Below are 13,449 nucleotides of genomic sequence, written 5' to 3'. Positions count from 1 at the left end.
GCACCCGCCGGCGGCGGGCACGCCTCGAGTCGAGTCGCGGCTTGCCGGGCGCGACCTGCACCGACCGCTCGTACAAGGCGAGGGCGACCTTCGTGGACCGCCCCGCGACCCCGTGGCATGCTCCCGCGCACCTGAAAACACGGGAGGACGAGATGGTTCGGAAGTCGCGGGCGCAGCCCGAAGCAGGCACGACGGCACGCGGCGCGGAGTTGCTGGCAACGCGCGCGGAGGGCGTCAATCGCCGCTCGAGGTGCTGGCGGACAGCGGCTGCGCTGCCGCTGGTCGCGGCGCTCGCGGCCTGCGGTGGCGGCAGCGATGAGCGAAGCGCGAGCGCGGCGCCGGCCGCCATGCCCAGCGCCCGCGCACTCGCGGCCACGCCCGCGGCCGCGGCGTCCGCGACCGTCGTCAAGCTCACGCGCGTCAGCGAGACCCGCGTCGATCGCACGCGCTACGACTACGTGTTCCAGGTGACGGTGCAGAACGGCAGCGTCGCGCAGTCGGGCATCACCGCGAACCTCACCGGTGCCGGCGCCGGCACCGGCATCGTCGACGGCCGCGTCGCGGTCGGCAGCCTAGGCGCCAACGAGAGCGCGACGCCGGCCGACACGATCACGCTGCGCGTCGATCGCTCGCTGCCGTTCGACCTGGCGGGGCTGCAGTGGGCGGTGGCCGGCACGCCGGTGCAGGTGGTCACCTTTGACCCCGCCCTGTGCACCGCGCAGGCCGGCGCACCCGGCACGCAGACCGTCGGCCTCGTCGGCACCAACGTGATGGTCGCGTCGGCGGACGTGAATGCATCCGCCGCAGGGTGCCGCGTGCTCGCGCGCGGCGGCTCGGCGGTCGACGCCGCGATCGCCGTGCAGGCGGTGCTCGGAGTGGTCGAACCATTCGCCTCCGGCCTTGCCGGCGGCAGCGTGATCACGCTGTACGACGCCGCGACCAAGAAGGTGAGGACATTCGACGGGCTTGCCAGCGCGCCGGCCAACATCGGTGCGTCGACCACCACGTCGATCTACCAGATGGCGGTCGCGTCCGACCTGCAGTGCCGGAGCGGCCAGTCGATCGGCGGCAGCATCTCGGCGCAGCAGGGCAACACCAACATCTCGGGCCGCGCGACCGGCGTGCCGGGTACGCTCAAGGTGCTCGACCTCGCGCACCAGGCGTACGGGAAGAAGCCGTGGGGCCAGCTCTGGGACGAGGCGATCGGCCTCGCGACCAACGGCTTTCCGATGACGCGCTACATGTACAGCACGCTGTACAGCGACGGCACCCAGTTCGACGACGAGACCGGCGAGCCGCTCGACGCCGGCGGCGTCAAGGCGTGGTGGAACACCGCGCGCGACCGTTGGGGCGCCGTGCGCTGCCAGTACAAGGACATCAAGGCGCGCTACTGCGACCCGAGCGACGCCACCGGCACGCGCCCGCTCGCGGTCGGCACGCTGATCAGGAACCTGCCCCTCGCCGACACCATGACCAAGGTGCGCGACGGTGGCGCGGCCGCGTTCTACGACCCGAACGGGCCGATCGCGGCGTCGATCCTGCGCCGCTTTCAGGAAGACAAGACACGACCCGACGGCAGCAACAACTGCACGTCGATCCTGCCGGCGACCTACAACGCCGACGGCACGACGTCGGCGGCGATCATCCCGGCGCGCATCCCCAGCCTGATGGCGGCGAGCGATTTCGCCAACTACCGCGCGGTCGAGCGGAAGCCGCTCACCGGCCAGCACTTCGGTACGACCATTTACACGCAGCCGGCGCCGCTGTTCGGCGGCGTCGTCACGCTGTACTCGCTCGGCCTGCTGGAACGCCTGGGCGTCGCGAACCAGGCCTGGGCCACCCCCGGCTTCTACTACCTCGCCCTCGAGGCGAGCCGGCTGGCCAATGCCGACCGCCGCAACATCGTCGGCGACCCGGCGTATTCGAACGTCAACGCACGCGTCGCCGCGCTGCTGAGCCCGCCGTATCTCGACGCGCGTGCCGCGCTGGTCAACGGACGGGCGCTCGGCACCGTGTCGGCCGGCGGCACCGCGCAGGGCATTCCGGCGTTCGCGGCCACCGACCCGGCAACGTTCGACCCGCTGGCGAGCCGCAGCGCGCCCGCGGCCGCGACGCGCTTCGCGAGCCGCGTCACGCCTCGCAGCGCGACCCCGCTCCACGACGGTGACTGGAACACCACCAGCAGCCTCGCGATCATCGACGGCTACGGCAACGCGCTCGCGATGACGACGACGATCAACACGCACTGGGGCGCGCACATCGAGGCCGCCGGCATGATGCTGAACAACGCGATGTCGAACTTCTCCGCCAGCACCCCGGGCATCGACGTCAACGGCTACGCCGCGAACAAGCGCCCGCGCAGCTCGATCGCGCCGTCGATCGCCCTCGACGCGAGCGGCCGTGTGCGGCTGGTCTGGGGCTCGGCCGGCGGCGGCCCGATCCCCGACTACATCGTCAAGACCTTCCTCGGCAACATGGTCTACGGCATGGACATCCAGGCCGCGATCAACGCCGACAACTGGACCGGCCAGAGCCTCGGCAGCTCGGTCGCACAGGTCGAGAGCGGCAAGCCGATCGTCGGCCTGATCCCGGGCATGCGCTCGACCTACGGCTACACGACGACCACGCTCGGCGAGACCGGCCTCACCAGCGGCCTGGCAGGCATCGCGGTCGACTACGACGTCAACGGCCTGCCGGTGTACCGCGGCGCGGCCGACTACCGCCGCGCGGGCGGGGCGAACGGGTATTGACGTGCAGGCGAGTGGACCGCGAGCGGGCCGCGACGCGCTCGCGGTTGCACGCGCACCTTCAGGGCTCGCTGCGGCGGCGCGATGCTATCGAGCGGCCGGGCCCGCGTACACGACGCGCTCGTCGACGGCATAGACGAAGCATTCGCCGACCAGCGACTGCCTGCACTCGCGCAGCGCACGCTCGGTCGGAGTGAGCTCGCCAGCGCCGCTCGCCGTCCTCGACGAGCCGCTCTTCGTGATGACGAAGGCGCGCGGCACCGGTTGCTTCAGGAACAAGCTGTAGCGGCGCCGCATCTCTTCGGTGCTGAAGGGCAGCTGGTCGAGGTCGTTCAGCCGAACGTCGGACGCTGCACCCGCGTCCGGGCGCGCCTCTGCCGCGACCGCCGCACGCCCCGGGGTCGGCAATGGCGCGCGCTCGGCCGCGGCAGTGGTCACCGGCAGGCCCGCGTGCTGTTCCGTCCGCGTGCGTGGCGCACCGGCATCGCTCGTGGACGACTGCGGCGACGAGCCGGGATCACGCTGCTGCGGCTTGGCCCGTGGCTCGGCCCCCGGCGCAGGCACGTCATCTCGCTTGCAAGGGTTGTGCGTGGGATGGTTCGAATGCGCGGCGTCGGCCGGATGCGACGTCCGGCGCCAGGGAATCGGCGTGCAAGGGATTGCGGGGCTCGAGGGTGCAGCCACATTGCCTGTCGCGGGTTCGCGGGCGGCCGTCGCGACCTCCCCGCGAGCCGGCTCGCGGCGCTCCAGCTGCTCGCGCTCGGCTCGCGCATGGCGCTCCGGCAGCTCGAGCAGCCATGCCGCCGGGATCGCGAAGTTGAGGTTCTGCGCGTCGCCGACCAAGCCGAGCGTTGTTAGACCCACCAGACGTCCCGCATCGTCGAACAAGCCGCCGCCGCTCGAGCCGCTGGATATCGACGCGCTCGTCTGCACCAAAAGAAGGTGCCCCGACGCGTTCCTGCGAAGCGACGAGATCAGGCCTGCGCTCAGCGTGAGATCGAGCTTCCGCGGGTTGCCGATGGCGTAGACGTCCTGTCCCACGCGCAGCGTCCCGGAATCGGCCAAGCTCACCGGCGCCGCTGCCAGCCCGGATGCCTTGAGCTGGCACAGATCGCGCTGCACGTCCCACAGGTCCAACGTCGCATCGAGCGTGGTCTCACCGTGCCGGACGGACACGCGACGGGCCTTGGCGAGCACATGGCAGTTCGTGGCCAACCGTTCGCGACCCACGACCACGGCGCTGCCTTGTCCGAGGGGCAGACCATCGGCGTCATAGGTCATGACCTTCCAGACCGCGGCGGAGACTTTCGCGTACACGTCGGCGGCAGTCGAGGCGAGCGCGGTTGGAGCAACGCTCAGCGTGAAGAGCGCGACGCCGAGCAGCGGCGCGAGGCGCGAGGCGTGGTGCCGGTTCATCGCCCGGTGAGCCCCTGCAGGTCTTGCGCCGTCGCGCCGGGGCGCAATACCGCCTCGCGCTCCAGCCGCTCCGCGTCTGGACTCGACGAGCGCCTGGCGCGCAGCTCGGCGGTGGGCGTGCAGGACGCGGCACCTCCGTTTCGCCACAGTGCGGTTGCCTCGGGCTTGATGTCGTCGGCATCGGATGCGTCGAGGACGCGCGCGACGCAGCGCTCGCGGGTGGCGCTGCCGGCGAGCAGGTAGGTTTTTCCCGGCAGCGGATCGAACGTCCATCGGACCCGGCAGATCGCGCGGTCCGGCTTCATGGCGGCGAACTCGATCGTGGTCGGCCGATCCGCTTGCAGCGTCATCGCCGGCAGTGCTTGATCACCCTCGGCGATCCCCACGCGGCGCGGCTCACGGCAACCCTCGGCATCGGCATACAGGAAGACGCCATAACGTTCCCCGGCGGGCAGCGAGCTGCGGGTCAGGAGGCGCGCGGTGGGCCCGTCCACCGGCGCCACGTAAGCCGGGATCGAAGTCGACTGCGGCGTCGCACACCCGATCAGCAGCGCGCTGCCCAGCATGCTGGTCGTGCCACATGCGGCGCGTTGCGCGACCCGGAAACGCTTCGATCGTGGCATTTGGCAGTCTCTCCAGATGCCCACGCACGCGAGCTCGCGAACGAGTCTAGCGGCGACGCTGCCTCAGCGATCCGTTTGGACGATGCCCGCGCGCGATATCGCACGAATCGCAGTCATGGAGATGCGGCGAGACATCACGCCAGCACGACCTCGCTCACGGGGCACTAGACCACGCGAGTTCGGCACCCAGGCAGAAAACCTACACTTGCCAACCCATCTCGCAGGAGTCGCCATGAACGCACGCGATCCGCTGCTGCCGGTGCAGCCCGACGAAGCCGCGACGATCGGCTCGTTCGTCGAACAGGTCTGGGACGCCGAGCTCGTGCCGGCGCTCACCGACTACATCGGCATCCCTGCCAAGAGCCCGATGTTCGACGCGGCCTGGCAGCAGAACGGCTACATCGAGCGCGTGATCACCGATGCCGCGCGCTGGGTCGAGAGCCGCCGCATCGCGGGCCTCAAGCTCGAGGTGATCCGGCTCGAAGGCCGCACCCCGGTCATCTTCTTCGACGTGCCCGCCACCCGCGCAGGCTCGACCGACACGATCTGTCTCTACGGCCACCTCGACAAGCAGCCCGAGTTCAACGGCTGGCGCAGCGACCTCGGGCCGTGGACGCCGAAGTACCTCGACGGCCTGCTCTACGGTCGCGGCGGCGCCGACGACGGCTACGCGGTCTATGCCGCGATCACCGCGATCGAAGCGCTCGATCGCCAGGGCATCGCGCGGCCACGCTGCGTCGGCCTCATCGAAACCTGCGAGGAGAGCGGCTCGTACGACCTGCCGGCGTACCTCGACGCCCTGCGGCCGCGCCTCGGCAACGTCGGGCTCGTCGTCTGCCTTGACAGCGGCGCCGGCAACTACGACCAGCTCTGGCTCACGACCAGCCTGCGCGGCATGGTGAGCGGCGTACTCAAGGTCGAGGTGCTGACCGAAGGCGTGCACTCGGGCGACGCGAGCGGCCTGGTGCCGTCGAGCTTTCGCATCCTGCGCCAGGTGCTCGACCGCCTCGAGGACTCGAGGACCGGGCGCCTGCTGCCCGAGGGCTTCCACTGCGAGATTCCGGCCGACCGCATCGAGCAGGCGCGCGCGGCGGCGCAGATCCTCGGCGACGAGGTCTGGAAGCGCTATCCATGGGCGTGCGGCGCCGATGGTCAGACCGTGCTGCCGACCACCACCGACCCCGTGGAGGGCCTGATCAACCGCACCTGGCGCCCGACGCTCAGCGTGACCGGCGTCGACGGCTTCCCGGCCATGAAGGATGCGGGCAACGTGCTGCGCCCCTACACCGCATTCAAGCTGAGCCTGCGCCTGCCGCCGCTCGTCGACGGCAACCAGGCCGCGGCGGCGCTGAAGACGCTGCTCGAGGACAACGCGCCGTACCAGGCGAAGGTCACGTTCAACGCCGACGGCCGCGTCGGCGCAGCGGGCGCGACCGGCTGGAACGCCCCCAGCCTCGCGCCATGGCTGGAAGACGCGCTGGATGCGGCGTCGAACGCGCACTTCGGCGCGCCCTGCGGCTACATCGGCCAGGGCGGCACGATCCCGTTGATGAGCATGCTGCAGCAGGGCTTCCCGGCCGCGCAGATGATGGTCTGCGGCGTGCTCGGGCCCAAGAGCAACGCGCACGGCCCGAACGAGTTCCTGCACGTGCCGTATGGCAAGAAGCTCACCGCGGCGGTCGCACAGGTAATGGCGGCGTGCCCCTGACGCGCCGCGACGCCACCGTCCGCCGCGCCTGACTTGGCTTCGGGCAAGTCGATTGCCGGACCAGGTTCGACCTCGCGCGCTCCCTGCGCGGGGCCGCACCTGTATCTCGACACGATGAACAGCCCGAGACTTCTCTCTTCGATCCTCATCGGCGCGGTCGCGAGCGCACGCTCGATGACGCCGATGGCGACCATCGCCGCGGCGCGCGTCATCGGCCGTCGCACCCCAGGTCGGCTCTTCCTGCTCGATCGCCCGCTGTTCAGGTTCGGCGCGCTCGCGATGGGCGTGGGCGAGCTGCTCGGCGACAAGATGAAGACCGCTCCCGACCGGACGGTGTTCCTCGGCCTGCTCGCGCGGGTGATGAGCAGCGGCATCGCCGGTGCGGCGCTGGCGCCGCACGGCCGCGAGCGGTCCGGCGCAGCGGCGGCGGTCGTGACCGCGGTGCCGCTCGCGTATCTCACGCTCGCGGGTCGCAAGCGCGCGATGGCGCGCATCGGTCAGACCCGGAGCGGGCTCATCGAGGACGCGCTGATCGTCGCCGCCGCCGCGGCCATCGTTGCGCTGAGCGTGCGCGCATCGCGCGAGTAGCCGGCCGCCCGGCCGTCAGGCGGCAAGCACGCGCGCCGGCTGGCGGCGACGCGCCGCGAGGCGCAGCGCAGCGGAGCAGCGGTCAGTCGGCGTCCTGGAACGCGACCTCGCGCTTCTTCTTGATCGACGGCAGCATCACGATCACGACCATGGCCAGCGCCGCGAGCAGCAGGCCGGCGGAGAGACCGCGCGTCACGAAGGTGGTCCAGTCGCCGCGCGACAGCAGCAGCGCACGGCGCAGGTTCTCTTCCATCATCGGGCCGAGGATGAAGCCGAGCAGCAGCGGCGCCGGCTCGCAGCTCAGCTTGAAGAAGATGTAGCCGAGCACCGCGCAACCGGCAGTCATGAACACGTCGAAGCTGTTGTTGTTGAGCGTGTAGGTGCCGATGCAGCAGAACAGCGTGATGGCCGGGAACAGGAACTTGTAGGGCACCATCAGCAGCTTGATCCAGATGCCGATCAGCGGCAGGTTCAGGATCACCAGCATCGCGTTGCCGATCCACATCGACGCGATCAGGCCCCAGAACAGCTCGGGATTGCCGGTCATCACCTGCGGACCCGGCTGGATGCCCTTGATCGTCATCGCGCCGACCATCAGCGCCATCACGGCGTTGGGCGGAATGCCGAGCGTGAGCATCGGGATGAACGAGGTCTGCGCGCCGGCGTTGTTGGCCGATTCGGGGCCGGCGACGCCCTGGATCGCGCCCTTGCCGAACTCCTTGCGCGGGTTGCGCGTGAGCTTCTTCTCCATCGTGTACGACGCGAAGGAGGCGAGCAGCGCACCGCCTCCCGGCAGCACGCCGAGGATCGAGCCGAGCGCGGTGCCGCGCAGCACCGAGGGCCAGGCCTCGCGGAAGTCCTGCATCGTCGGCCAGAGGCCCTTGACCTCCTTGGTGAACACCTCGCGGTTCTCGGCCGGCTGGCCGAGGTTGGCGATGATCTCGCCGAAGCCGAAGATGCCCATCGCGATCGCGACGAAGTTGATGCCGTCGGTGAGCTCCGGAATGCCGAAGCTGTAGCGTGCCGTACCCGAGATCACGTCGGTGTTGATCTGCGCGAGCAGCAAGCCGAAGATGATCATCGCAATCGCCTTCAGCAGCGAGCCCGACGCGAGCACCACCGCGCCGATGAGGCCGAGCACCATCAGCGAGAAGTATTCGGCCGGCCCGAACTTGAATGCGAGCTCGGTGAGCGGCGGCGCGAACGCCGCGATGATCACGGTGCCCACGCAACCGGCGAAGAACGAGCCGAGTCCGGCCGCGGCGAGGGCGGCGCCGGCACGGCCCTGGCGTGCCATCTGGTAGCCGTCGATCGCGGTCACGACCGACGACGATTCGCCCGGCACGTTGATCAGGATCGCGGTGGTCGAGCCGCCGTATTGCGCCCCGTAGTAGATGCCGGCCAGCATGATGAGCGCCGGCGTGGCGTCGAGGCCGTAGATCGACGGCAGCAGCATCGCGATGGTCGCGACCGGGCCGATGCCGGGAAGCACGCCGATCAGCGTGCCGATGAGGCAGCCGAAGAAGGCGTAGAGCAGGTTCTGCACCGTGAAGGCGACGCCGAACCCGAGGGCGAGATTGCTGATCATGTCCTGCATGGCGAGTCTCTTGTCGTGTTCTGCGCCGTCACTGCATGAAGTTCGGCAGCGTCGGGATGATCAGCTTGAGGCCGAGCACGAAGATCGCCCACGCGCCGATGGTCAGGACGATCGCGTTGGTGATCACGCCGCGCCACCTGAACTCGTCGCTCGCGAAGCTGACGATCACGACCAGCAGCGGAAAAGTGATGAAGAGGCCCAGGCGATCGAGCGCGACGCCGAAGAAGACGATCGAACCGATGATGACGAGCAGCGGCCGCCATGCGACCGCGCCGATGCGTTCGCCGTCCTCGCTGTCGACCACCAGCGACTGAAGCACCAGCACCAGCCCCATCAGCGCGAGGATGAGGCCCAGACCGAGCGGAAAATAGCCGGCACCGGGGCGTGCCGACGTTCCCATCGAGTAGTTGAGCGCGCCGATCGCGAAGCCGCCGCCGACCGCGGTGAACATCAGCCCCGACCACAGGTCGCGTTGACTCTTGATTCTCATGAAGCTCCCGGATGAATAGAGTGACGAAGCAGCGGGCGTGTTTATCGCCGTCGCCGCCTGACCTCCACCTGACCACGCCGCCCTGGCGAGCCCCGGAAAAACCCGACCCATGCGCATCCTGGTCGTCGAGGACGACGTCGTTCTGCAAGGCGTGATGCAGCGCAGCCTCGCCGAGGCCGGGCACCGCGTCGACGCCGTGTCCCGCGCCGAGGAGGCGAACCACCTGTGGCGCGTGCAGCCCTACGACACGGTGCTGCTCGACCTCAACCTGCCCGACGGCAACGGCGTCGACGTGCTGCGCGAGGCGCGGGCGCGCGGCGACCGCACGCCGGTGCTGGTGCTGACCTCGCGCAATCGCACCGACGAGCGGATCGCCGGGCTCGACGCGGGCGCCGACGACTACCTCGGAAAGCCCTTCGACCTGGGCGAGGTCGAGGCGCGCCTGCGCGCGCTGGTGCGGCGGCGCCACGACACCGGCGATCGTTGCGAGGTCGGCGCGCTGGTGCTCGACCGCCGCGCAGGGCGCTTCTTTCGCGTCAGTGGCGAGACTCGCGAGCCTTTCGAGCTGCCGGCGCGCGAGCAGGCGGTGCTCACCGAGCTGATGACGCCGCCCGGCCGCGTCGTCAACAAGCGGATGCTGTCGGACAAGCTCTCCGATTTCGAGGACGCGCTCGGCGACAACGCCCTCGAGGCGTTCATCTCGCGGCTGCGCAAGAAGCTCGCCGGCACCGGTGCGTCGATCCGTACCCTTCGCGGTCTCGGCTACCTGATCGAGGCCAGCAGCGAGGACGCCGCATGACCGTGCGGCCGCTGCGCACGCTGCGCGCGCGCCTGCGCGAGCGCGTGCTGGTGCCACTCGCGCTGGTCACGCTGGCCAGCGGGGCCGCGGTGCTGACCGTCGCGTGGGAATCGACCAGCCAGGCGCTCGACCGCTCGCTGCTCGACGACGCGTACGCCATCGCCGCGCACGTGAGCGCGGACGACGGCGAACTGCACCTCGACCTCACCGAGCGCGAGCTCGGCACGGCGCTGTTCGACCACCGCGAGCGCCTCTTCTTCAGCGTGTTCGATCACCGCGGCCGGCTGATCGCCGGCAACGCCCACCTCGCGCGCACCGAACCCGCGACCGGCAGCTGGGCCTTCGCGCACCAGGAGCTCGACGGCGAGCCGCTGCGCACCGTCACGCTGCGGCGCGGCGCCGGGCTCGAGGTGTTCACGGTCACGATCGCGCAGACCACGTTCGAGCGCCGCCAGTGGCTGGGGCGCCTCGCGGCATCGGCGCTGCTGCCGCAACTGGTCCTGCTGCCCATCCTCGGCTGGTGGTTCGGCCGCATCATCACCGAGGAGGTGACGCCGCTCGACCGCCTGCAGCGTGCGGTCGACCAGCGCGACTCCAACGACCTCTCGCCGGTCGACGACGCGGCGCCGTCGCGCGAGGTCACGAGCCTCGCACGCGCGCTGAACCGGCTGATGGGCCGCGTGGCCGACGGCGTGGCGGCGCAGCGCGAGTTCGCCGGCAACGTCGCCCACGAATTGCGAACGCCGCTCGCCGGCATCCGCGCCCTTGCCGCGTACGGCCTTTCGCATCACGACCCGGAGGTCTGGCGCCGCCAGCTCGAGGCGATCGCGAGCAGCGAGGCGCGGGCGAGCCGCCTCGTCGAGCAGCTGCTCGCGCTGGCCTATGCCGACGAGGTGCAGGCGGCGGTGGCGCTCGAGCCGCTCGCGATCGACGAGCTGGTGCGCGACGCGCTGCTGCGCTACCTGCCGCTCGCCGACCGCGAGGGCGTCGAGCTCGGCGCGTCGGGTCTCGATCAGCCGGTGCGCGCGCTCGGCAGCCTCGCCCTCGTCGAAGGGGCGCTCGGCAACCTGATCCACAACGCACTGCGCCACGGACGCCCCGACGACGGGCGGCCTGCGACGCTGACGGTCGAGGTCGCGCGCGACGCCGACGGCGTGCGCATCGCGGTCGCCGACAACGGCCGCGGCATCGAGCCCGGCGAGCGCGCGCGCCTGCTGCAGCGCTGGTCGCGCACCGCCGAAGGCGGCGGCAGCGGCCTCGGCCTCGCGATCGCCGCGCGCTACGCCGAGCTGATGGGCGGCCGCCTCACGCTCGACGCCGCACCGGGCGGCGGGCTGGTGGCCGAGCTGCGGTTGCAGGCGGTCGCGGAGGCGGTCACGGCGGCATGATCCCCGCGCGGGCACGGCAACGGTCGCGGCCCGTCGCGCCGCCAAAGGTCCGACCATTGCGGAGCAGCGCGACAGCAGGCGGTGGCGCTCGTACGCGCCCCGCGCAACCCGCTGACGGGCGGATGCCGGACCGCCCGCACGCTCGCTCGGCGCTGAAGGGCGCGAATCAGGCGCCGAGCGTGGTCGCGAGGATCGCCCGGGCGACCGCCTCGGCGGTCTCGATGCCGTCGACCGCCGCCGACATGATCCCGCCGGCGTAGCCGGCGCCCTCGCCGGCCGGGTAGAGGCCGATCACGTTGAGGCTCTGCCGCGTCGTCGCGTCGCGCGTGATGCGGATCGGCGACGAGGTCCGCGTCTCGACGCCGGTGAGCACCGCGTCGGCGAGCGCGAAGCCCTTGATCGGGCGCTCGAAGGCGGGCAAGGCTTCGCGGATCGCGTCGATCGCGTAGCGCGGCAGCGCGGTGTCGAGCGAGGTCGGCCGCACCCCCGGCTGGTACGAGGGCTCGACGCTGCCGAGCGCGGTCGAGGCACGCCGCGCGAGGAAGTCGCCGACGCGCTGACCCGGCGCCACGTAGCCGCCGCCACCGAGCTCGAACGCGCGCGACTCCCAGAAGCGCTGGAACGCGATGCCGGCGAGCGGGCTCGCGGCGGTCGACGGGTCGGCACCCGGAACTACGCAATCGGCCGGCGACAGCGCGACGACGATGCCGGCGTTGGCATTGCGCTCGTTGCGCGAGTACTGGCTCATGCCGTTGGTGACCACGCGGTCGGGCTCCGACGTGGCCGCGACCACCGTGCCGCCCGGGCACATGCAGAAGCTGTACACCGAGCGCCCGTTCTTCGCGTGGTGCACGAGCTTGTAGTCGGCCGCGCCGAGCAGCGGATGGCCGGCGCTCGGCCCGAAGCGCGCACGGTCGATCAGCGACTGCGGGTGCTCGATCCGAAAGCCGATCGAGAACGGCTTGGCGTCGATGTGGACGCCGCGCGCGTGCAGCATCTCGAAGGTGTCGCGCGCGCTGTGACCGGGCGCGAGGACGACGTGGTCGGCGGCGAGCGTGAGGCGCACGCGCCCGGCGGCGGCGGCGGGTGCGGTGAGCGCTGACGCCGAAACGGTCGGTCCATTCGTCGGCCCCGCGTCCGCCCGGTCCTCCGGCGCCGGTACAACGTCCGTGTCATTGCCGGCAAGTCGATCGTTCGGTCCATTCGGAAGGGCGGCAGGCTGCGCCGGCGCCTCGACGACCACGCCGCGCATCCGGCCGCCCTCGATCAGCACGTCGACCACGCGCTGGCCGAAGCGGATCTCGCCGCCGAGGCGCACGATCTCGGCGCGCATCTTCTCCACCACGCCCACGAGGCGGAAGGTGCCGATGTGGGGCTTGCCGACATAGAGGATCTCGTCGGGCGCGCCGGCCTTGACGAACTCGTCGAGCACCTTGCGCATCAGGTGACGCGGATCGCTGATCTGGCTCCACAGCTTGCCGTCGGAGAACGTCCCCGCGCCGCCTTCGCCGAACTGCACGTTCGACTCCGGCGTGAGCACGCCCTTGCGCCAGAGCCGCCAGGTGTCCTTGGTGCGCTCGCGCACGGCCTTGCCACGTTCGAGAACGATGGGCTTGAGCCCCATCTGCGCGAGCAGCAGCGCGGCGAAGATGCCGCACGGCCCGAACCCGACGACCAGCGGACGCGGCGTGGCGCCGGTGCCGAAGTCGGCGGGCACGTGCCCGACGAAGCGGTAGCGCATGTCCGGCGCGGGCCGCACGTGCGGGTCGCCGGCGAGGCGCGCGAGCAGCGTGACGTCGGCGGCGCTGGCCATCACGGCGCGCGGGTCGGCCGGCGCGGCGGCCGATCCCGCGTCGCCGCCGGCGCCGCGGCCCGGCTCGCCCGCAGCCAGGCCGTCGACCGCCACGTCGATCGTGTAGATGAACACCGGCGCCCGCTTGTTGCGCACGTCGTAGCTGCGCTTGACGACGTCGACCCGCACCAGGGCGGCGGTCTCCACGCCGAGCCTCGCGGCGATCGCGGCAGGCAGCGCGTCGGCCGGGTGGTCGAGCGGGAGCCGGAGATCGGTCAGGCGCAGCATGGGGCAAGGCTCA

Annotated in this window: 10 protein-coding genes; 5 read left to right on the top strand and 5 right to left on the bottom strand. The window is 71.2% G+C overall.

Features of this window, described 5'->3' with window-relative positions; all coding sequences use genetic code 11:
- The first annotated feature begins 347 nt into the window (after positions 1–347).
- Positions 348–2,750, top strand: a complete 2,403-nt coding sequence (locus HQN59_RS02005) for a gamma-glutamyltransferase family protein (RefSeq protein ID WP_176065542.1) — start codon at positions 348–350, stop codon at positions 2,748–2,750.
- Between the two features lie 84 nt (positions 2,751–2,834).
- On the opposite strand, the gene HQN59_RS02000 is transcribed toward HQN59_RS02005, so the two are convergent.
- Both HQN59_RS02000 and HQN59_RS01995 read right to left on the bottom strand, forming a co-directional pair.
- Positions 2,835–4,163, bottom strand: coding sequence for a S1C family serine protease (locus tag HQN59_RS02000; RefSeq protein WP_176065540.1), 1,329 nt, complete (start codon positions 4,161–4,163; stop codon positions 2,835–2,837).
- Positions 4,160–4,786 (bottom strand): hypothetical protein, encoded by a 627-nt coding sequence (locus HQN59_RS01995; RefSeq protein ID WP_176065538.1) that lies wholly within the window; start codon positions 4,784–4,786, stop codon positions 4,160–4,162. Before HQN59_RS01995 ends, HQN59_RS02000 begins: the two co-directional genes overlap by 4 nt.
- Before the next feature lie 232 nt (positions 4,787–5,018).
- Here HQN59_RS01995 and HQN59_RS01990 point away from each other — a divergent pair, with 232 nt between their 5' ends.
- Together HQN59_RS01990 and HQN59_RS01985 are read left to right on the top strand one after the other, a co-directional pair.
- Positions 5,019–6,494, top strand: a complete 1,476-nt coding sequence (locus HQN59_RS01990) for a M20 family metallopeptidase (protein WP_176065536.1) — start codon at positions 5,019–5,021, stop codon at positions 6,492–6,494.
- A 114-nt stretch (positions 6,495–6,608) separates the two neighbouring features.
- Complete coding sequence (locus HQN59_RS01985; RefSeq protein WP_176065534.1) at positions 6,609–7,082, top strand: hypothetical protein; 474 nt, start codon at positions 6,609–6,611, stop codon at positions 7,080–7,082.
- Between the two features lie 82 nt (positions 7,083–7,164).
- Here HQN59_RS01985 and HQN59_RS01980 read toward each other — a convergent pair whose 3' ends face one another.
- Both HQN59_RS01980 and HQN59_RS01975 read right to left on the bottom strand, forming a co-directional pair.
- Positions 7,165–8,679, bottom strand: a complete 1,515-nt coding sequence (locus HQN59_RS01980; protein ID WP_176065533.1) for a tripartite tricarboxylate transporter permease — start codon at positions 8,677–8,679, stop codon at positions 7,165–7,167.
- A gap of 28 nt (positions 8,680–8,707) precedes the next feature.
- Positions 8,708–9,169, bottom strand: coding sequence for a tripartite tricarboxylate transporter TctB family protein (locus HQN59_RS01975; protein WP_176065531.1), 462 nt, complete (start codon positions 9,167–9,169; stop codon positions 8,708–8,710).
- Positions 9,170–9,278: 109 nt separating this feature from the next.
- On the opposite strand from HQN59_RS01975, the gene HQN59_RS01970 reads away from it, so the two are divergent.
- Both HQN59_RS01970 and HQN59_RS01965 read left to right on the top strand, forming a co-directional pair.
- Complete coding sequence (locus HQN59_RS01970; RefSeq protein WP_176065529.1) at positions 9,279–9,968, top strand: response regulator; 690 nt, start codon at positions 9,279–9,281, stop codon at positions 9,966–9,968.
- On the top strand, positions 9,965–11,356 hold the full coding sequence (locus tag HQN59_RS01965) for a sensor histidine kinase (protein ID WP_176065527.1): 1,392 nt from the start codon (positions 9,965–9,967) through the stop codon (positions 11,354–11,356). Before HQN59_RS01970 ends, HQN59_RS01965 begins: the two co-directional genes overlap by 4 nt.
- Before the next feature lie 166 nt (positions 11,357–11,522).
- Here the strand turns inward: HQN59_RS01965 and HQN59_RS25910 are convergent, their stop codons facing one another.
- Complete coding sequence (locus HQN59_RS25910) at positions 11,523–13,436, bottom strand: NAD(P)/FAD-dependent oxidoreductase (RefSeq protein WP_246294628.1); 1,914 nt, start codon at positions 13,434–13,436, stop codon at positions 11,523–11,525.
- Between the last annotated feature and the right edge of the window lie 13 nt (positions 13,437–13,449).

Origin of the sequence: Rhizobacter koreensis (assembly GCF_013366375.1) — a bacterium.
GTDB classification, from domain to species: domain Bacteria; phylum Pseudomonadota; class Gammaproteobacteria; order Burkholderiales; family Burkholderiaceae_C; genus Schlegelella_A; species Schlegelella_A koreensis.
The sequence above is the reverse complement of the archived record's forward strand: the minus strand, read 5'-3'. Positions and strand labels throughout refer to the sequence as shown.